Here is a 19,990-nt window from a genome sequence, read left to right as displayed (position 1 = left end):
TAAATATTATACAATTTGTTTAAACTTTATTTGTTAATATTTTCCTAATGATATCAATTATTAGGTTATTTATACAAAAAGCCACAATATGGGATTATTGAGGCTTTTTAAGGTTATCATTTTATAAATTAACTTCTTACAAGTTTTTTTCCTTTTTTATCGCATCCAGTTACTTCCAAAAACAATGTAATAGGCCCATTGTTCGGGGCCTTTTGCAACGTCTATTCCCATTCGTAATTTAAATTTTTTGGCCAATAAGTATCTAAAACCGGTTCCGTAGCTGTACACAACTGGCTTCGCAAAAGCCTGATCCCAGTCATCAAACGCACTTGCAAGTCCGCCGTAACCCATAAGACTCCATCTTCTGTACACGTCCCATCTTAATTCCAGTTCACTGACAAGGCTTGTTTTACCCATATATCTGGCCGCGGGAATTCCTCTCATATTAATTCCCGGTTCCAAATAAAAGGGCGGACTACCAAAAGCCTGTTCTCCTTCAATCCTTAATCCGGCAATTAAATTGCTGGTCACAGGATGGTAACCAATTGCAGATAAATTGACGCGCCACGATTGATAATCGCTGCCTAAAGCTTTGTCCGACCAGAAAAAATCAGACTGAAGCCTCATTCCTTTATCTGGTGTAAATATATTATCGCGTCCGTCAAACTGTATCGCAGCTCCTAACTGACTTACCGTACTCTTAATATCTTTTGGTTCTACAAATGGCGGTGGGAGATTAAAATCGGGCAGGTTTATTTTAGAATTTAAAAAAAGATATTGCGGACCTGCGCTCCATTTTGCATTATTAAACTGTTTCAGCCATTGCGTGTAAAAAATAACAGATCTAAAATTAAGTTTAAATTCCTCATCGGACAGATTGGGTCTTTTCGAATAAAAAGACAAATTCATATCACCATATGCGGCCATGACACGATATAATATTTTAGGTTTTATTAGTGTCGCAGATCGAAAAGCGCCAACGAGCCAGCTTTTATTTCCGGTATACATTCCCATTCCGCCTGTTATGTCCGGGTTTATAAATCGTTTTTTTCCATTTTCTTCTATAACCGGTTCGTGTTTTTTAAGAAATATGGGCGCAACAGCCCCTCCAATTCCGCCCAGAGCCGGTTCTGTTATAATGGATGGAATCACAATAAAACCGTGGGCATAAATAATATAATCACTTAGATCGATGGCTCTGTCAATAGAATCTCTTAAGCTTATATGCTGTTTTTGCGCATTCAGTGTATTAAACGAAATGATAAACCATAACGTAAAAAGGAAAATGTTTTTTGTTAGTCTTTTCTTTTTCATAAGAGTATAAATCGTTACTATTCACAACTTTCAAATGGAATCTAAACTACTTTTTCATATAAATTTATAGTCTGCTATGATTTTACTAAATAGAATAAGCAGTTCTATGACCCGGATTCAGTCGAATTGTTTTAAAATACTTTGATGGAGATTTTCCTGTATGTTTTATAAATGCCCTAAAGCAGGTTGTACGGGATTTAAATCCAGAAGCCCAGGCCATACCTTCTAATGAGAGATCTTTCCACTCGGGATCGTTTATTTTATCTTTGAAGTGTTCTATCCTTTTAAGATTTATGTAATCCTGAAAATGAAGTCCAAATTCAGAATTTATAAGATTAGAAAGATGATGTATGGTTATTCCGGTTTCATCTGACAGGTTTCTTATTACAAAATCTTTCTTTAGATAAAGTTTTTTAAGATTTAAAACAGAATCCAGTTTCGAAAGATATTCCTGTTTTTTTTGAGCTGTTAATTCGTATGCAACTGGAACAGTTTTAGTTTCTTTAGATTTGACGATAGTAGTTTTATCAACTACAAAATCGAATCTTTCTTCGTCGTCATGAAAAATTTGCGGCCTGAAATAAAGCCAGCCCACTGTAAGAAATAAAACTGTCGAAATGAGAACATAGCCCGAAATCTCTACTGCATATATATTTCGAAGTAAAAAGTGATATACAAAAAGGGCAGAAAACAAAAACAAAACCATAAGATTGTAAACACGGATCCAGTCGATTATTTTAAGGCGATGAAATTGATTTCCGTTAAATTTTTTCAGATCATAGTTTAAAATCAACATGGTTTGAAAAAAGACATAGAAAAGCCAGATCGTCAATGTTAAAATAGAAAATGGATTTTTAATTTTTGCTTCTATAACATCTACCCATTTTAGAGTTGTAAAATTTCCTGCATATACAAAAACAGTTAATGCAAAATATAAAGCAAAAGGAACAAAATGCAGCCAATCGAGTTTTCTAAAGTTTTCCTTTGCAGACAGAATGTTTCGTACATATAAAAATGAAGATGGAGCTGCTAAGTATATAAATGATTTTGCAATTATAAAAAGATCCGGAAAATCTTTAAATACCTTAGCCGACAAGTAAAAATTATAAATACTAACCATCGCAAGACTTAAAAGAAACATGCCCAAAAAGAAATTTTTTGAATAGTTTTTCTTAGAAAAAAGTACCCTAATTGCCATGGCCAGGCCTGCTATTGTCGCTATAAAAAAGAAAAGAGAGAGTAAAATATTAGTCATTTTTTTAAGTTTAATTAGTAAACATTTATCTTAAAAACCTAAAAAAAATTACTAAGCAGAAGAGATAACAATAAAGCTTTGTACCTGCCAAAAGTTTTGACAAGTACAAAGCTTTATTTTTACAGCCTTACTTTTTGACTGTTCCGGGAGGAAAATCTGCCAGTATTTTTTTGATAGAACTATTAATAAATTCTTCAGGATTATCTGGCTTGCTGTCAATTTCTGCATTTCCGATTCCCTGCCAGAGTAGTTTTTGAGTTTTGTTAGAAACGATATCGATTACCAATGAGCCGTCGACGTAGTCGTAACTATTAAACGTTGTATTGGCACCGCCCATCATGGCTCCTCCGCCCCAATATCCGTAAGGGCGATACATTCCGCCATAGCCGTAAAAATCGGTATTGGCGGTTACAGATGTTTTGTTTTTAAGAATAGAAACAGCATTTACTTTCAAGTCTGGATTACTGGATTCTGTAAATCCTTTTGCTAGCATTTCATTTCGAATGGCTTTTGCAACACGGTCAACATTTAATTGATTCACCTGACCTTGTTGGGCTTTTAAATCATAAACAGCAAAAGTTTTGTATTCTGTGAAATTTGCAGAATGATCATAATCGGTAGTTACTTTTACAGTTGGAGAACAACTATAAATTAAACCCAAAAATAAGATTGGGATAATGCGAAGATTTGTACTTGTAATATTCATGTTTTATTATTTAAATTATTATTAAATCAGTTTAACTCGAATCTACTAAAATCTAAAAATCGTAATGAAATAGAACATTGTATTGCAAACCACAATATTCAAAAGCAAATAGCTATAATACAATCACTTATAGCAACATAAAGATATATTATTTTACTTAAACTGATACTATTAAATAAATAATATCTTACGGATTTTTAAAATTAATCACAAAACTCTTTTATTACGTCTTATAACTATATACCTAAGTGATTTTTTTTTTAGAATTGTCTAAAAGAGATTAGTATAATTATAATTTAAAAGTTAACATGACCTACGATTGGAATTAAGGTTGTACTGAAAACTGAACTATCTGTAATCCGAATTTTGTAATTTCACTGAATGAAGGATTTAAAGAAATTAGAGTTGTATTGCCTTCCCCATTTTGAGTAATTTCAGCATTTACAACCAAACTCGTTCCGGTTTTATAAATGAACTATTTCTAACTTCAATTAATTATCTGAAAAAACTTTTTTCCAGTCTTTTTTCATATCAATGACATGCCATTTATTTGCAGCAGCTGCATTTAGCGAAGCATTATCTTTTTCCTGATATTTATATTCCCTTATAGAATCATTGTGGTTAACCAATAATTGAAAAGATGGATGTTTACTTCCCTGTGAATATTTCAGCATAGCAACGTCTCCTGCGCCGCCTTCGTTTCCACAAGCAAAAACAGGTCTCTTGCCAATAAACAATTGTATTCCGACCGGCTTACCTTCTTTATCATTAAAATGATTTAAAGCAGGTTCACGCATAACAGCATTTTTAGCTGCATCATATTTATATTTAAATGAAGTTCCCACAACCTGATTTTTCGGAATCCCGTAAAAATCCTGAGATATCCCTCTTACCACCTCGATTGTTCCCCCTGTAACGATATAGGTTTTAAATCCGTTGGCACGTAAAAAATCCAGCAATTCTAACTGGGGTTGATAACGGACTTGTTTTAGCGGAACGTTTTTACCGGGGTATTTGGCTTTTTTATAAAATTCATTAACCGAAGCTTCAAATTCATCTTCGGTCATTCCGGTATGAGTTGTAGCAACCAATTCTATGAGGGCTTTGTCTCCGCCTTTTTCAAAATAGGTTTTATCATTTTCAATCACTGCTTTAAAAGGTTGTTTTTTGGATAATTCAGGATTTGCTTCTACCATTTTCTTTACGCGATAAAAAGCAAAAAGCTCCTGAACATAAGGCTTTTCAGCCCATAATGTTCCATCGTTATCAAAAGTGGCGATTCTGTCCTCGACAGGAATAAAATCTGCGCTTCCTTTTCTGGTAACTTTTTGGACATACGCTATAATACTGTTTTTTAGAGCTCCTTCATTCCAGGCTGGCAGCGGGTCACCTGTACTTATCGTATCTGTTTTTTTACTTTCAGTTTTGGGTAAGGTTAACGTGTCGGATTTTTTACAGGAAAAGAAAAACAGAACTATTAAGGGTAGAAAAAATATTTTAGCTTTCATGATGTTTTTAGGTAAGAAATGATACGTAATTATTGAAGTTTACAATGAAAACTATGATGCACTATAATCTGCATCTCACATTATTCGCTGATGAGGATATTTAAAACAGATTAGATTTTTACTATCAAAATTAAGTAATAATGAGCGATTATTCTTTATTTAATGGCATTGGCTTGTTTCATTTTATAAAATGAAACAAAAAAGAATGGAATTTGCATCATTTTTTCTTTATGAAATACATACTAAAACTTAATACACGGATTTGTTTTTTTAAATATAAACTGAACACATCTTTTTAAAAAGTTTTGTTGAATGAAAGGAAGTTTAATTTTTTTCCCGCTAAAAAGAATATTCTTTACAGCATTAAGTGGGTATAATCTTCGAAAAGAAAATTCAACCTTTCATTATTTCAGAAATTTCTCTTCCTCGCACTTTTTTAATAATTTAATGTCTAAAATCCTATCATTTTAAAATAAGAACAAAAAAAAGCCGCTTAAATAAGCGGCTTTTTAAATATTGAAAGAGAGAGTTATTCGATTTCTGAAACTCTCATAGTATTCACCATACCTTTTTCTTTAATTGGCATTGCAGCAAGATTAATTAAATAATCTCCTTTTTGTGCATATCCTTTTTCAATTGCAATTTTATTTACATCTGTTACAGTATCATCTGTACTTTCTTCATTATCATAATAGAAAGATTTAACTCCCCATAATAAATTCAGCTGCGTTAAGATTCTTTTGTTTGAAGTAAATACTAAGATGTGTGCAGTTGAAGGTCTCCAGGCCGAAATCTGGAAAGCAGTATAACCACTGTTTGTTAAGGTACAAATTGCTTTTGCCTCGATTTCGTTAGCTAATAATGCAGCCTGGTGACAAACTGTTTTAGTAACAAAACGTTTTGTTTTAATTTGTGGTGTATTCTGCGGAACCTGAATTAATGGTGAATTTTCAACAGCCTCACAAATTTGTGTCATTCTCTGGATTACCTGTACCGGATAATTTCCTGTTGCAGTTTCTCCTGATAACATCACCGCATCTGCACCATCCATTACTGAGTTAGCAACGTCATTTACTTCTGCTCTTGTTGGCGTTAAACTGGTAATCATTGTTTCCATCATTTGTGTTGCAACGATAACCGGAATTCTTGCGGTTTTTGCTCTGCGAATCAAGTCTTTTTGAACTAATGGAACTTCGTGAGCAGGAAGCTCAACACCAAGATCTCCACGGGCAACCATTAATCCATCACAATATGCTACAATTTTGTCCATGTTCTCAAGAGCTTCCGGCATTTCGATTTTAGCAATAATTGGAATTTTAACTTCCGAATGTTTCGCGATCAGTTCCTGTAAGTCTTGTAAGTCACGTGGCGTCTTTACGAATGAAAGTGCAATCCAGTCTACTTTTTGCTCAATTGCAAAAATCGCATCTGCAATATCTTTTTCAGTCAAAGCTGGTAGAGAAATTTTAGTGTTTGGTAAGTTAACTCCTTTTTTAGATTTTAACTCTCCGCCCTGAATAACTCTGGCAACAACTTCTGTTTTTTTATCTGTAGAAACGATTTCAAAAATTAGTTTACCGTCGTCAAGCAAAATACGCTCTCCAACGTTAACATCATTTGGAAAATTTTGATATTTCATGAACGCCTTTTTTGACGTTCCAATAATATCTTCAGCAGTAGTAAAAGTGATTTCGTCACCATCGTGTACAACTGTTCCTTCTTCCATTACACCAACTCTAAGTTTTGGTCCTTGCAAATCTCCTAAGATTGCAGTAGTATAACCAAACTCTTCGTTTAGACCTCTAATAATGTCAATCTTTTCTTTTACTCCTTCGTAATCTGCATGCGAAAAATTGATTCTAAACACATTAACCCCTGCATCGATCATATCTTTGATGATCTCTCTTGTACTACATGCGGGACCAAGTGTAGCAACAATTTTGGTTTTCTTGTTTGTTAACATTTTTTTTAAAAAATTAGATTGTTTTTTGATTTTATTTTGTCTGTATCGACGGCATATATGGCCGCAATACTTTCTATGGTATTTAGTTTTTGTTGAATTTCTGAAAAATTTAGCGCCTCTTCGCTATTGTCTATTTTCAGGAAAAAATCGACCTTTTTAAATTCAGGAAGTAAATGAATTGTTGTTGAAACCTCACTTGTTTCATTAGAAAACAAATTCTGAAAATCATTTGTACTCACAGAAATGATTTCATTTTTATTCTGAATTAAATTCCATGAAACAGCCTTTTCCTCATCATAGTAATAGAACCTGGAAAAACTTGCTTCTCCTTCCTTAGTCTGAGCATGGATCTCGTTTTTGCTCTTACTTAAGTTTATCGGAAGGTTTTTATTGATAAAATAGGCAAGTCTGTAATCTTCTAATGAAGTATGAATTGCCATTAAATAATAATCAATTTCGTCAAATTCGTCTAAATCCAATCTATGAATAGCCATGTCATGAAAAATCAAGTTGTAAATATACTATTTCTAACGGAGCTTAAATAGTGTAGACGAAGTTGTTTTTGTTAAATTATAAACGAAAACGTTGTAGTCTTGTGATAGTTACAACATTTTTGAAGCTATTTTTTGTCAATTTTTTCCTGAAATGCAAAATAAGCTCTTTGTGAAGCTTTTTCTTCTGCTTTCTTTTTTGAGGTAGCTCTCGCTCTTGCAACTACTTTCTCATCAATACTCAATTTGACTCCAAACAGGCGTTGTCCGTCAATTCCGTTATCTTCAAAAATATCATAATGGAAAACTCTTTTTTCCTTCTGACACCATTCGATAACCAGACTTTTGTAACTAATCACTTTTCCTTCAAGCCGTGCAATATCTACATAAGGCGTTATCACTCTTTTTTGAATAAATCTTTCGCAAAAAGGATAACCTTTATCCAGGTAAATAGCACCAACAAGAGACTCAAAAATATTACCATGAATATTTTCTCCAAAATGCTGAATGGGCACTTTACTTTCAACAAACTGCACTAAATTCAAATCTTTTCCTAATTCGTTCAAATGCTCACGGCTTACTATTTTTGAACGCATCTTGGTTAAGTAACCTTCGTCACCATTTGGCGCCTTATTAAATAAATGTGCAGCAATGACAGCACTTAACATGGCGTCTCCTAAAAATTCTAAACGTTCGTAATTAATAGGATGCCCATTCTGATCTAATTTATTAGACGAGCGGTGTGTAAACGCTCTTCTGTAAAAATCAATGTTAGCAGGCTGAAAACCAAGAATTTTCTGAATAGTGTCAAAAAAAATCCCGTCTTCTAGAGAACGGGATTTAGAAAATATTTTTTTGATAATATTCATATACAGAAATTAGTCAGCTAGTTTTTTAAACAATACACAAGCATTGTGTCCACCAAAACCAAATGTATTACTCATGGCAACATTTACCTCTCTTTTTTGAGGTTTGTTTAAAGTAAGGTTTAAAGACGGATCAATATTTTCGTCAACAACTGTATGGTTAATCGTTGGAGGAACAATTCCGTGTTGCATTGCCAGGATAGAAGCGATTGCTTCAATAGCTCCGGCAGCACCAAGTAAATGCCCTGTCATCGATTTTGTAGAGTTGATATTGATATTTTTAGCATGTTCGCCAAAAACTTTGCTGATTGCTTTTAACTCAGCAACGTCTCCTAATGGAGTAGAAGTTCCGTGAGTATTGATGTGATCAATATCTTCCGGTTTCATTCCGGCATCTCTCAAAGTATTTTCCATAACTGCGATAACCCCGATTCCTTCAGGATGTGGTGCAGTTAGGTGGTAAGCATCAGATGACATCCCGCCACCGCCAACTTCGCAATAGATTTTTGCACCTCTGGCTTTGGCATGTTCATAATCTTCAAGCACCAATGCTCCTGCTCCTTCTCCTAATACGAAACCATCTCTGGTTGCATCAAAAGGTCTTGAAGCCGTTTCCGGACTTTCGTTTCTCGTAGATAATGCGTGCATTGAGCTGAAACCTCCCATACCAGCAATTGTAACTGCTGCTTCAGAACCTCCGGAAACAATAACATCGCACATTCCTAAACGAATGTAATTGAAAGCATCGATTAATGCATTTGCAGAAGATGCACAAGCAGAAACCGTAGTATAATTAGGTCCCATATATCCGTTACGCATAGAGATATGTGCAGGTGCGATATCGGCAATCATTTTAGGAATAAAGAAGGGATTGAACTTTGGAGTTCCATCACCTTTTGCATAGTACATTACTTCATCCTGAAAAGTTTCTAAACCTCCAATTCCTGCTCCCCAGATAACACCAACTCTTTGTTTGTTTACGTTATCATTTGTAATTCCGGCATCTTTGATCGCTTCATCACTGGCAGCAATTGCATATTGAGCAAATTTATCTAATCTACGAGATTCCTTGCGATCCATGTAATCTTCAATATTGAAGTTTTTTACTTCGCAGGCAAATTTCGTTTTATGCTTCTCGGTATCATAATATGTGATCGGAGCGGCTCCGCTAACTCCATTCACAAGTGCATTCCAATAATCCTGGATATTATTCCCGATAGGGGTAAGTGCACCTAATCCTGTTACAACAACTCGCCTTAATGCCATAAATATGTGTTTTGTACTTTAAACAAATAAAACCCACGCTTTCTTAACTTGTTGTTACTTAAGAGCCATGGGATTTACAATATAAATATATCTTTTTGATTGAAAATCAATCGAATTTTAAATTTTAAAAAAAATAATAACACCCAATTTTTAATAAATTTCAACTTTTAAAAACAAATTCCAAAAAATTTGGAGTCTGGCCCCGAAGCTCGGGATTAAAAAATTGGAATTTTTTAAAAACCGGGTGTGGTATTATTATTTTTTAGCTTCCTCGATATAAGAAATAGCTTGACCAACAGTAGCAATGTTTTCTGCTTGATCGTCTGGAATTTGAATATCAAATTCTTTTTCGAATTCCATAATAAGCTCAACAGTGTCTAATGAGTCAGCTCCCAAATCATTAGTGAAGCTTGCTTCTGTTACAACTTCGTTTTCGTCAACACCTAATTTGTCTACGATAATCGCTTTTACTCTTGATGCAATGTCTGACATAATCTTTAATTTTAGAATTTAATTTGTTGGCAAAAATAAAAAACTTTATCTTAAAACCATGATTTAGTTAATAAATGTAACACTAATTTATAAAATTAATTTCAAGAAAGGTCTTTTAAATCTATTTATTTTCGATTTTTATTCCGTTTTTTGCAGTCTCAAAATTAATTCCAATATGAAAAAAATTGTTGTTTTTGCCTCAGGATCAGGTACTAATGCAGAAAACATTATAAAATATTTTGCCAATACTGAAATTGCAAAAGTCGTTTCGGTGTTTACAAATAATGCTACGGCAAAAGTGATTGAAAGAGCAAAAAATCATCAAATTCCGGTGGAAATTTTCGAAAAAAACGATCTTTTAGAGAGAAATGTATTACAAAAAATAGAGAAAATCGACCCGGATATGATTGTTCTGGCTGGTTTCCTGCTGAAATTCCCGGACAACATAATTGAAAGATATCCCAACAAAATTATAAACATTCATCCTGCCCTTTTACCCAATTATGGTGGAAAAGGAATGTATGGAATGCACATTCACAGAGCGATAGTAAATAATAAGGAAAAAGAAACCGGAATTTCTATTCATTATGTTAATGAACATTATGATGAAGGCGGAATAATTTTTCAGCAAAATATTGCCTTAACAGAGAACGATACGCCGGAAACTGTTGCGGAAAAGATTCATGAACTGGAACAAAAGCATTTTCCTGAAATTATTGAAAAGTTATTAGAAGGAAAAATTTAATTGCAACTAAAAATCAAAGTGCAACTGCAATATCAAAATCAAAAATCAATTTTAGATAAAGCCTGACCAATCTAAAATCTTAAAGTCTTAAATCTAAAATAAAAAATGCACGAAGTACATATATATACAGACGGCGCTGCAAAAGGAAATCCCGGAAATGGCGGCTATGGTGTCGTGATGGAACTGGTTGGAACCCCGCATAAAAAAGAATTTTACGAAGGTTTTCGTTTAACAACAAATAACAGAATGGAACTTCTTGCAGTAATTGTAGGTTTAGAAAAACTTAAAAAGCCAAATATGAAGGTTTTGATTATTTCCGATTCCAAATATGTCGTTGATTCTGTTGAAAAAAAGTGGGTTTTCGGATGGGAGAAAAAAGGATTTACCGGCAAAAAGAACCCTGATTTATGGAAACGCTTTTTAATAGTTTACCGCAAACATCAGGTTAATTTTAAATGGATAAAAGGCCATAATAATCATGTCCAAAACGAACGCTGTGACCAGCTGGCCGTTATGGCGTCAATGCAGCCGAAACTTTCTGTTGACGTTTATTACGAAACAGTCGGTTCTAAAGAATAAAAAAAAACGCATCTGTATGGATGCGTTTTTTGTAGTAACTCAAATTTACTTACTTCTTTTATTTATCTAAATCTTTTGCTTTATGAAATCCTACCAGTAACCCAATTCCGGACATGGTAATTATGGTAGCCGGATACACTACATCAGGATTCATTTTTGTATAGGTAGTTAAGAATAAAGCAATAAAAAGTCCGACACCAATTCCGATTAGAAGAAAAGCGGTATTTATAACGAAAACTTTCCAGGCGGGAACATTTTTTTGGTTGGTATTAAAAAAGATACTTGCATCTACGCCTTTTTCTATAAGTGCCAGACGTTCTCTGTTTCTGGTGGAATAAATAAGGTAAATGATTCCAAAGATCATTAAAAAGAAACTAATTGGGATTAAAATTTTTTCGTCCATGATTTTTTTATGTTTTTAATTGATTGATACACCCATAGGACGACAGCTTTTGAAATGAGGTTACAGGATTTTCCAAAAAAATTAGATAATTAGAAAATTTGGTCATTAGACAATTAATAAACTACTGATAATCAATTATCTTTAACACTTCAATTAAGTATGACAAACTTTTGAAGTTCAACTTCTCACAGGTTACAATTTTAATTCTTTGTCCCTTTTGCAATATGCCGAATTATCTAATTATCTAATTTTTCGGAAAATGCTGTAACCTAAAGAAACAAAATGTCGTCCTATATAATATGAGTACTTTAAATGATCAACATTATATCGATAAAATGCTGCAGGGCGAGAATAGTGCCTTTGCAGTTTTGGTTGATCGTTATAAAGATATGATCTTCACCTTGTCCTTAAAAATGCTAAAAAACCGGGAGGAGGCCGAAGAGGTTGCGCAAGATACTTTTATAAAGATTTACAATTCGCTGACCAAATTTAAAGGGGATTCTAAGTTTTCGACCTGGATTTATAAAATTGCTTATAATACCTGTCTGGACAGATTGAAGAAAAATAAAAAAGAAAATTTAAATATTTCGATTGATGAATTTTCTTCTCATTTAATTAAAACGATGGACAACGCTTTGAGCGCTTTAGAAGAAAAAGAACGAAAGCAAACCATTCAAAAATGTTTAAATTTATTGCCCGGAGATGAAAACTTCCTGTTGACTTTATTTTATTTTGAAGATCAGAATTTGGAAGAAATCGGAAAAGTCATGAATATCTCGGCCAATAATGCTAAAGTAAAATTATTTAGGAGCCGGCAAAAATTAGCCGTAATTTTGAGACAGCAGTTAGAACCAGAAATAATAGAATGTTATGAAAGAGAGCGATAAAAATATTGAACTACTTATTGGCAAAATGATGGCGGAAGAAAAACTGCAATCACCATCTTTTGACTTTACTTCTAAAATAATGTCTGAAATTTCAATTTTGGAAGAGAAAAAACTTAATGTATATAAACCATTAATTTCTAAACCAGTCTGGATTTCTATCGGAATGGCTTTGGCATTATTGACTATCTACGTTTCTTTCTTTACCGGAACAGATACTGTTTTAGATGTAAAAACTCCGTATGCAGATACAATTTCAGGATTGTTTTCAGGAATTCACATTTCAAAAACTTTATTATATACACTTTTAATTGTCCCAATTATGATGTTGATTCAGATTGGGATCCTGAAGAATTATTTTGATAAGAAATATCAAGTGTAATGAAAAAAAAAAATTAAAAATCGAACGCAATTTATCTCACGAAGATTTCAAAATATAGATAAAAAACTGCTAAAAAATTATCAAAATATCATTAGAAAAATTGGTAATCAAATCACTTATAACTTAAAAGAATCTTCTCTTTTTCCGATATAGTCAACTCCCAAATAACAATCAGAACTAATATCGTAACCGTTTTTAAAAAAAAAGTAAACTATTGTAAAATATTCACCATCATTAATATTTGAGCGATTTAAAGCGAGCCTTTTTGAAGCTGTTTCTTTAGAATATTTTTTAAAAAAATCCTCAAACCCTAAATCTTTATATTTCTTTTCTATTTTTGAATTTAATTTAAATCGGAGTGGATATTTTGGATGAGTAAATATTTTTCTTTCTATACTAAAACCATCATTTAAAACTGCATTTAAAAACTCTTTAAACGAATTGAAATTTGTAGAATAATATCTTTTATAAAAGAAAAACAATTCGTTTTCCTCTAAACGAAGAATCTCAACATCATTTATCGAAAGGTATGCATCTGAGAAAAATATTGGCGGGGGCGGTAAAGCTTCCTTGTCATTTTTCATTTCGCCGCGATTAGCAAGCATTTCAATCATTTCATCTGAAAAATTAGTTTTTTTTCCTTCACAAGAAAACAAAAGGCAGAATAGTAATAAAAAGTAAATTCTGTTCATTGTTGGAATTTCATATTTAAACAAATCTAACAAAAAAAATTACAAAATATAAATTGCATTTTAAATTCAGAAAACCTATTTTAAACGCTCCTCAAAATCAATTTCAATTAATTCATTTACAATAGTTTTACAACGAAATCGATGTTGTTTTTTTAAGAAAATTTTGAGACGCTAAACCGTTGCAGGATTGTAACTTATAGAGTATCTTTGCACCCTAATTCGAAATTCATAAAATGAATAAACTATTGATTGTTGGAACAGTTGCTTTCGACGCGATTGAAACTCCTTTCGGAAAAACAGATAAAATATTAGGTGGTGCTGCAACCTACATCGGATTATCGGCATCATTTTTTAACTTGCAATCGGCCATTGTTTCTGTAGTTGGCGACGATTTTCCTCAAGAACATTTAGATCTTTTAACTTCAAAAAATATTGATATCTCTGGTATCGAAATTGTAAAAGGCGGAAAAACCTTTTTTTGGAGCGGTTTATATCACAATGATTTAAATTCAAGAGATACTTTGATTACAGAACTAAACGTTCTGGCTGATTTTCAGCCAAAAGTTCCACAAAATTTTAAAGATGCTGATGTTGTAATGTTAGGGAATTTGCATCCTTTAGTACAAAGCAGTGTTTTAGATCAATTAGAAAAAAAACCAAAACTGGTTGTTTTAGATACAATGAATTTCTGGATGGACTGCGCTCTTCCGGAATTATTAGATGTTATCAAACGTGTTGATGTTATTACTATTAATGACGAAGAAGCGAGACAGCTTTCTGGTGAATATTCATTAGTAAAAGCAGCAAATAAAATTCAGGAATTGGGACCAAAATATGTGGTAATCAAAAAAGGAGAACACGGAGCACTTTTATTTCATAACAGAGAAGTATTCTTTGCACCGGCTTTACCATTAGAAGATGTTTTTGATCCAACAGGAGCCGGAGATACTTTCGCAGGTGGTTTCTCGGGATTTATTGCGCAAAGCGAAAATATCTCGTTTGGCAATATGAAAAATGCAATTATTTACGGTTCAAATTTAGCTTCGTTCTGCGTAGAAAAATTTGGAACAGAAAGAATGGAAACATTAAGCAAAGCAGAAGTAGCGATTCGATTACAGCAATTTAAGTCGTTAACTCAGTTTGACATAGAAATATAATGCGCAAAAGCCTCGATAAAACGGGGCTTTTTTATTACAATAATACACACAACTTACACAACACAAAAAAACAAAAACAATGAGCGACGCTTTAAAACACGAATGTGGTATAGCCTTAGTGAGACTACTAAAACCGCTTGAATATTATAAAGAAAAATACGGAACTGCTTTTTACGGAATCCAGAAGATGTATTTAATGATGGAAAAACAGCATAATCGTGGACAAGACGGTGCTGGTTTTGCAAGCATTAAATTGGATGTAGAAGCCGGACAACGATACATCAGCAGAGTTCGTTCGAATCATGCGCAACCTATTCAGGACGTTTTTAAACAAATCAATGAACGTATTAGCGAGGAGTTAAAAGAACGCCCGGAACTTGCGGATAACATGAAAGCTCTAAAATCAAACATTCCTTATATTGGAGAATTGTTTTTAGGTCACGTTCGTTACGGAACTTTCGGAAAAAACAGCATCGAAAGCGTTCACCCGTTTTTACGTCAAAGCAACTGGATGCACCGCAACCTGATTTTGGCAGGAAACTTTAACATGACAAACGTTAAAGAACTTTTTGAAAATCTGGTAGAATTAGGGCAGCATCCTAAAGAAATGGCAGATACTGTTACAGTAATGGAAAAAATTGGCCATTTCTTAGATAAGGAAGTAATGCAGCTTTACCAGGATTGCAAAGCAGAAGGTTATTCTAAAAGAGAGGCTTCTCCCGTTATAGCAGAACGTTTGGATATTGCAAAAATATTAAGCCGCTCGGCAAAAAATCTTGACGGTGGTTATGCAATGGCCGGATTATTAGGTCACGGTGACGCATTTGTTTTTAGAGATCCTGCGGGAATTCGTCCTGCGTATTTCTATCAGGATGATGAAGTAGTGGTTGTTGCTTCAGAAAGACCTGTTATTCAAACTGTATTTAATGTGCCTTTTGAAAAAGTTCAGGAAATTGATCCGGGAAATGCTTTGATTATCAAGAAAAGCGGAAAAGTTTCTATGGAACAAATCTTGGAACCAACTGTTAAGAAAGCATGTTCTTTTGAAAGAATTTATTTCTCCAGAGGAAGTGATGCCGAAATTTATCAGGAACGTAAGGATTTAGGTAAATTAATTTTACCAGCTGTTCTTAAGGCAATTGACAACGATACAGATAATACTGTTTTCTCTTATATTCCGAATACTGCTGAAACATCATTTTATGGTTTAGTTGAAGCTGCTCAGGATTTCTTAAACCAGAGAAAAAACAATTATATTCTGGAAAACAGAAATACACTTACAACGGAAACACTTCAGGAGCTTCTGGCCGTAAAAATACGTACAGAAAAGGTTGCCATTAAAGATGCGAAACTAAGAACCTTTATTACAGAAGACAGCAGTAGGGATGACCTGGTTGCGCACGTTTACGATGTGACGTATGGAGTAATCAAACCAGAAGATAATTTGGTTATTATTGATGACAGTATTGTTCGTGGTACTACATTAAAAATGAGCATTATTAAGATGATGGATCGTTTAAATCCAAAACGTATTGTAATCGTTTCATCGGCACCGCAGATTCGTTATCCGGATTGTTACGGAATCGATATGGCGAAACTGGAAGGCCTTGTGGCTTTTAGAGCTGCTTTGACTTTATTAAAAGAAAGAAATTTATATCATATAGTAGACGAAGTGTATGCAAAATGTAAAGCACAGGAAAATTTTGCCGACAAAGACGTTGTAAATTATGTGACTGCGATTTACGATCAATTTACACAGGAAGAGATTTCAGATAAAATTGCAGAAATGTTAAGCTCTCCGGAAATTAATGCAGAAGTAAAAATTATCTTCCAGACTGTTGAAGATCTTCATATAGCATGTCCTAAAAATTTAGGTGACTGGTATTTTACCGGTGATTACCCAACACCTGGAGGAAATCGCGTTGTTAACCGTGCATTTATGAACTTTTATGAAGGAAAAGACGCAAGAGCTTATTAAAAAAGTATTAATAAAAGGTTAATTTGTGCATTTCATCGGTTTTTTTTGCCGTTCATCCTGTTTGTTTGGTAAAATTGAAAAGCTACAATATATTTGAGATACCATAACATTAGTAGGTTAAGTTTATGGTAGATTTGGGGCAAAAAGGGTGGAAGAAATTCCACCTTTTTTATTGGAATAAACTCAAGTATTTCTGCGACAGTTGTTTAATTTTTTTTTTACATTTCTTCGTAATCCAATTTTCATCAAAAGAGTTAGCTATTCAAAAGAAGAAACTCTATTATGTTTATCTCGTAATCTTAGAACAACTAAACAGTACTTAATCGGAAATACTGACCTTTTAACTGAAAAGTTTTTAACGCATAAATATCTGTTATACATTTACTAAACCATAACATTAGTAGGTAAAGTTTATGGTAGATTTGGGGCAAAAAAGGTGGAAGAGATTCCACCTTTTTTATTGGTGAAAATTCATGTTATTTATAAATAGCAGTTACTGCACTTTAATCGGATATACTTGCTTTTTATCTGAAAAGTTTTTAACGCAAAAATATCTGTCATACATTTACTAAACCATAACATTAGTAGGTTATATTTATGGTAGATTTGGGGCAAAAAAGGTGGAAGAGATTCCACCTTTTTTATTTTCTTTTTAAAAGAGCAAAAATCATATATTATAAAATAAAGACAAAGACAAAAAAAAGACGAGCACTTTTGGCACTCGTCTTTTGTATAATCTTTATTCTATCTTCTTATTTGTCTAAAGCAAATCTTCTTGCAACTTCTGTCCAGTTAATTACACTGAAAAAAGCTTCAATATAATCTGGTCTTCTGTTTTGATAGTTTAAATAGTAAGCATGTTCCCAAACATCCATTCCTAAAATTGGAGTTCCTCCACATCCTACTTCCGGCATTAATGGATTATCCTGATTTGGAGTTCCGCAAACATCTAATTTTCCCCCTTTTTGAACACATAACCATGCCCATCCAGAACCAAATTGAGTTGCACCAGCTTTGGCAAATTTTGCTTTAAATTCTTCAAATGATCCAAAAGAAGACTCAATTGCCGCTAATAAATCACCCGTTGGCAATCCGCCCCCGTTTGGTGCCATTACTGTCCAGAACAAGTTGTGGTTGTAAAAACCTCCACCATTGTTACGTACTGCTGCGTTAGATTTATCTAAATTGATTAAGATATTTTCGATTGTTTTTCCTTCCAAATCTGTTCCTGCAATTGCTGCATTTAGATTTGTAGTGTATGCATTATGATGTTTTGTATGGTGGATTTCCATTGTACGAGCATCAATATGTGGTTCTAATGCGTCATACGCGTAAGGTAACTGTGGTAATTCAAAAGCCATGATATCTTTAATTTTATGGTTTATAATAATTTATTCCAAATTTAGACATTTAACTTTGGAATTGAAAATACTATTTGCTTATAATTGAATTTAATTCATCAATAAAATGATTTTTACCATAGTAAATACCTCATAATCTTTATTTTCCATTAAAAGTAGTCATAGTGTTTTCTAATCCCGCTGTTCCGAAAGTTCTAATAATCTCAGCAGAAATTTCTAAACGTTCCGGTAATTTGGCCTCCTCTTCTGCATTCCATTCCCCTAAAACATAATCTACTTGTTTTCCTTTTTTAAATTCATCACTGATTCCAAATCTAAAACGGGTATAATTTTGAGTATTCAGAACCAGATTTATATTTTTAAGACCATTGTGCCCACCGTCGCTTCCTTTTGGTTTGATGCGGATGGTTCCAAACGAAAGATTCAGATCATCCGTAATAACCATAATATTTTCCAGCGGAATGTTTTCTTTGTCTATCCAGTATTTTACGGCCTTACCACTTAAGTTCATGTAGGTATTGGGTTTTAAAAGAAAAAAGGTTCTTCCTTTAAATTTATATTCTGCAAGCGAACCCAGTTTTACAGTTTCAAAAGACAAACTTTCTTTTTTGGCTAAAAAATCTAAAACTTTAAATCCGATGTTATGTCTTGTGTTTACATATTCTGCTCCTATATTTCCTAATCCTACAATTAAATATTTTTTCATATTGTCTGTGTTCTCTTCTTTCGTCGTTGATGAAAACAGTTTGGTTATCCATTTCATGAATGCAAAAATAAGTTTTAATTCAATAATTTTTCTTTAATACTAGTGAATTTTAATATTCTGTTTTTTTTAAGAGATAGATTATCATTACCATATTATGTCCCGGAATAAGATATGTCCTATACTACAATTTTAAAAACTTTTAGAAGCTAATCAACTTCTTACTTCGATGGAAATTTGAAAATAAAATTACAAAAGAATTCTTATGAAAAAGAAATTACAAGTATTGGCTTTTGTTTTAGCAAGTTACGGATCATATGCACAGGCCGTTGTGGGTGACAAAAAACCTGACAAATCTGCACAATTTCAAGTGGTCGCAACCGATCGAGGAATATTGATTCCTCAGGTAAAACTAAACGGAACAAGAGACGTTATTACAATTACTAATGGTAATAAAGAGAGTTTATTGGTTTATAATACCATTACTACTTTAGATGTTACCCCAGGGTATTACTATTGGTATATAGACAGATGGAAAAGATTTGCTACTTCAGATGAAATAATTAATGGAGATGGAAAAGAAATTTCTAACAGTATAATAAATAATGCGGGAGATCTTATTATTACATATACAGATGGCACAACTATAAATGCCGGAAATGCAAAAGGTGACAAAGGTGATAAAGGTGACGATGGTAAAGGAATTACTTCTGTTGTTGTGGATCCCGTTACCGGAAATCTTATTATCACTTATGAAGACGGAACTACATCAGATGCCGGTATAGTAAAAGGAGAAAAAGGCGATAAAGGTGATGACGGAAAGGGAATTACTTCTGTTGTTGTAGATCCCGCTACCGGAAATCTTATTATCACTTATGAAGATGGAACTATATCAGATGCCGGTAAAGCAAAAGGAGATAAGGGCGATAAAGGTGATGACGGAAAGGGAATTACTTCTGCTGTTGTAGATCCCACTACCGGAAATCTTATTATCACTTATGAAGACGGAACTATATCAGATGCCGGTAAAGCCAAAGGAGACAAGGGCGATAAAGGTGATGACGGAAAGGGAATTACTTCTGCTGTTGTGGATCCCGCTACCGGAAATCTTATCATCACTTATGAAGACGGAACTAAATCAGATGCCGGTATAGTAAAAGGAGAAAAAGGCGATAAAGGTGATGACGGAAAGGGAATTACTTCTGCTGTTGTGGATCCCGCTACCGGAAATCTTATCATCACTTA

Annotated in this window: 19 protein-coding genes and 1 pseudogene; 7 read left to right on the top strand and 13 right to left on the bottom strand. The window is 33.4% G+C overall.

The window, feature by feature from the left end; genetic code table 11:
* Positions 1-156: 156 nt before the first annotated feature.
* The 9 genes from ABEB31_RS10620 to ABEB31_RS10580 all read right to left on the bottom strand — a co-directional run bounded on the left by ABEB31_RS10620 (position 157) and on the right by ABEB31_RS10580 (position 9,861).
* Complete coding sequence (locus ABEB31_RS10620) at positions 157-1,314, bottom strand: BamA/TamA family outer membrane protein (RefSeq protein WP_347051614.1); 1,158 nt, start codon at positions 1,312-1,314, stop codon at positions 157-159.
* Positions 1,315-1,399: 85 nt separating this feature from the next.
* Positions 1,400-2,569 (bottom strand): helix-turn-helix domain-containing protein, encoded by a 1,170-nt coding sequence (locus ABEB31_RS10615; RefSeq protein WP_347051613.1) that lies wholly within the window; start codon positions 2,567-2,569, stop codon positions 1,400-1,402.
* A 127-nt stretch (positions 2,570-2,696) separates the two neighbouring features.
* The gene (locus ABEB31_RS10610) at positions 2,697-3,275 is read right to left on the bottom strand and encodes a DUF4136 domain-containing protein (RefSeq protein WP_347051612.1); all 579 of its coding nucleotides are present in this window, start codon (positions 3,273-3,275) and stop codon (positions 2,697-2,699) included.
* Positions 3,276-3,766: 491 nt separating this feature from the next.
* Positions 3,767-4,783, bottom strand: a complete 1,017-nt coding sequence (locus ABEB31_RS10605; protein ID WP_347051610.1) for an HAD family hydrolase — start codon at positions 4,781-4,783, stop codon at positions 3,767-3,769.
* Between the two features lie 529 nt (positions 4,784-5,312).
* On the bottom strand, positions 5,313-6,746 hold the full coding sequence (pyk, locus tag ABEB31_RS10600) for a pyruvate kinase (RefSeq protein WP_347051609.1): 1,434 nt from the start codon (positions 6,744-6,746) through the stop codon (positions 5,313-5,315).
* A gap of 5 nt (positions 6,747-6,751) precedes the next feature.
* Positions 6,752-7,240 carry an IPExxxVDY family protein gene (locus tag ABEB31_RS10595; protein ID WP_347051608.1) on the bottom strand — a complete coding sequence of 163 codons (489 nt, stop codon included), beginning with the start codon at positions 7,238-7,240 and terminating at the stop codon, positions 6,752-6,754.
* Positions 7,241-7,365: 125 nt separating this feature from the next.
* The gene (rnc, locus tag ABEB31_RS10590; protein ID WP_347051607.1) at positions 7,366-8,106 is read right to left on the bottom strand and encodes a ribonuclease III; all 741 of its coding nucleotides are present in this window, start codon (positions 8,104-8,106) and stop codon (positions 7,366-7,368) included.
* 9 nt (positions 8,107-8,115) lie between these two features.
* Positions 8,116-9,369 carry a beta-ketoacyl-ACP synthase II gene (gene fabF / locus ABEB31_RS10585; RefSeq protein WP_347051606.1) on the bottom strand — a complete coding sequence of 418 codons (1,254 nt, stop codon included), beginning with the start codon at positions 9,367-9,369 and terminating at the stop codon, positions 8,116-8,118.
* Between the two features lie 255 nt (positions 9,370-9,624).
* Entirely contained in the window at positions 9,625-9,861 is a 237-nt protein-coding gene (locus tag ABEB31_RS10580) for an acyl carrier protein (protein ID WP_007137004.1), read from the bottom strand.
* Between the two features lie 175 nt (positions 9,862-10,036).
* Here ABEB31_RS10580 and purN point away from each other — a divergent pair, with 175 nt between their 5' ends.
* Positions 10,037-10,606 carry a phosphoribosylglycinamide formyltransferase gene (gene purN, locus ABEB31_RS10575; RefSeq protein WP_347051604.1) on the top strand — a complete coding sequence of 190 codons (570 nt, stop codon included), beginning with the start codon at positions 10,037-10,039 and terminating at the stop codon, positions 10,604-10,606.
* Between the two features lie 105 nt (positions 10,607-10,711).
* Complete coding sequence (gene rnhA, locus ABEB31_RS10570) at positions 10,712-11,185, top strand: ribonuclease HI (RefSeq protein ID WP_347051603.1); 474 nt, start codon at positions 10,712-10,714, stop codon at positions 11,183-11,185.
* Positions 11,186-11,243: 58 nt separating this feature from the next.
* On the opposite strand, the gene ABEB31_RS10565 is transcribed toward rnhA, so the two are convergent.
* The gene (locus tag ABEB31_RS10565; RefSeq protein ID WP_347051602.1) at positions 11,244-11,588 is read right to left on the bottom strand and encodes a DUF6249 domain-containing protein; all 345 of its coding nucleotides are present in this window, start codon (positions 11,586-11,588) and stop codon (positions 11,244-11,246) included.
* Positions 11,589-11,887: 299 nt separating this feature from the next.
* Between ABEB31_RS10565 and ABEB31_RS10560 the strand changes: the two genes are divergently transcribed.
* Positions 11,888-12,475, top strand: coding sequence for an RNA polymerase sigma factor (locus ABEB31_RS10560; RefSeq protein ID WP_347051601.1), 588 nt, complete (start codon positions 11,888-11,890; stop codon positions 12,473-12,475).
* On the top strand, positions 12,459-12,854 hold the full coding sequence (locus ABEB31_RS10555; protein WP_347051600.1) for a hypothetical protein: 396 nt from the start codon (positions 12,459-12,461) through the stop codon (positions 12,852-12,854). The genes ABEB31_RS10560 and ABEB31_RS10555 overlap by 17 nt, the downstream gene beginning before the upstream one ends.
* A gap of 116 nt (positions 12,855-12,970) precedes the next feature.
* On the opposite strand, the gene ABEB31_RS10550 is transcribed toward ABEB31_RS10555, so the two are convergent.
* Entirely contained in the window at positions 12,971-13,546 is a 576-nt protein-coding gene (locus tag ABEB31_RS10550; protein WP_347051599.1) for a hypothetical protein, read from the bottom strand.
* A gap of 233 nt (positions 13,547-13,779) precedes the next feature.
* On the opposite strand from ABEB31_RS10550, the gene ABEB31_RS10545 reads away from it, so the two are divergent.
* Positions 13,780-14,703: a PfkB family carbohydrate kinase gene (locus tag ABEB31_RS10545; RefSeq protein ID WP_347051598.1), complete on the top strand. Its 924-nt coding sequence runs from the start codon at positions 13,780-13,782 to the stop codon at positions 14,701-14,703.
* 79 nt (positions 14,704-14,782) lie between these two features.
* On the top strand, positions 14,783-16,681 hold the full coding sequence (locus ABEB31_RS10540; RefSeq protein WP_347051597.1) for an amidophosphoribosyltransferase: 1,899 nt from the start codon (positions 14,783-14,785) through the stop codon (positions 16,679-16,681).
* A 752-nt stretch (positions 16,682-17,433) separates the two neighbouring features.
* Here ABEB31_RS10540 and ABEB31_RS10535 read toward each other — a convergent pair.
* Positions 17,434-18,042: a superoxide dismutase gene (locus ABEB31_RS10535; protein WP_347051596.1), complete on the bottom strand. Its 609-nt coding sequence runs from the start codon at positions 18,040-18,042 to the stop codon at positions 17,434-17,436.
* 139 nt (positions 18,043-18,181) lie between these two features.
* Positions 18,182-18,805, bottom strand: a complete 624-nt coding sequence (pth, locus tag ABEB31_RS10530; protein ID WP_347051595.1) for an aminoacyl-tRNA hydrolase — start codon at positions 18,803-18,805, stop codon at positions 18,182-18,184.
* A gap of 205 nt (positions 18,806-19,010) precedes the next feature.
* Here pth and ABEB31_RS10525 point away from each other — a divergent pair.
* Positions 19,011-19,990, top strand: a pseudogene (locus ABEB31_RS10525) (hypothetical protein); the annotation flags it as partial.

The sequence above is a fragment of the Flavobacterium olei genome, from assembly GCF_039749035.1.
In the GTDB taxonomy this organism is placed as follows: domain Bacteria; phylum Bacteroidota; class Bacteroidia; order Flavobacteriales; family Flavobacteriaceae; genus Flavobacterium; species Flavobacterium olei.
This window is presented reverse-complemented; position numbering and strand designations above follow the sequence as displayed.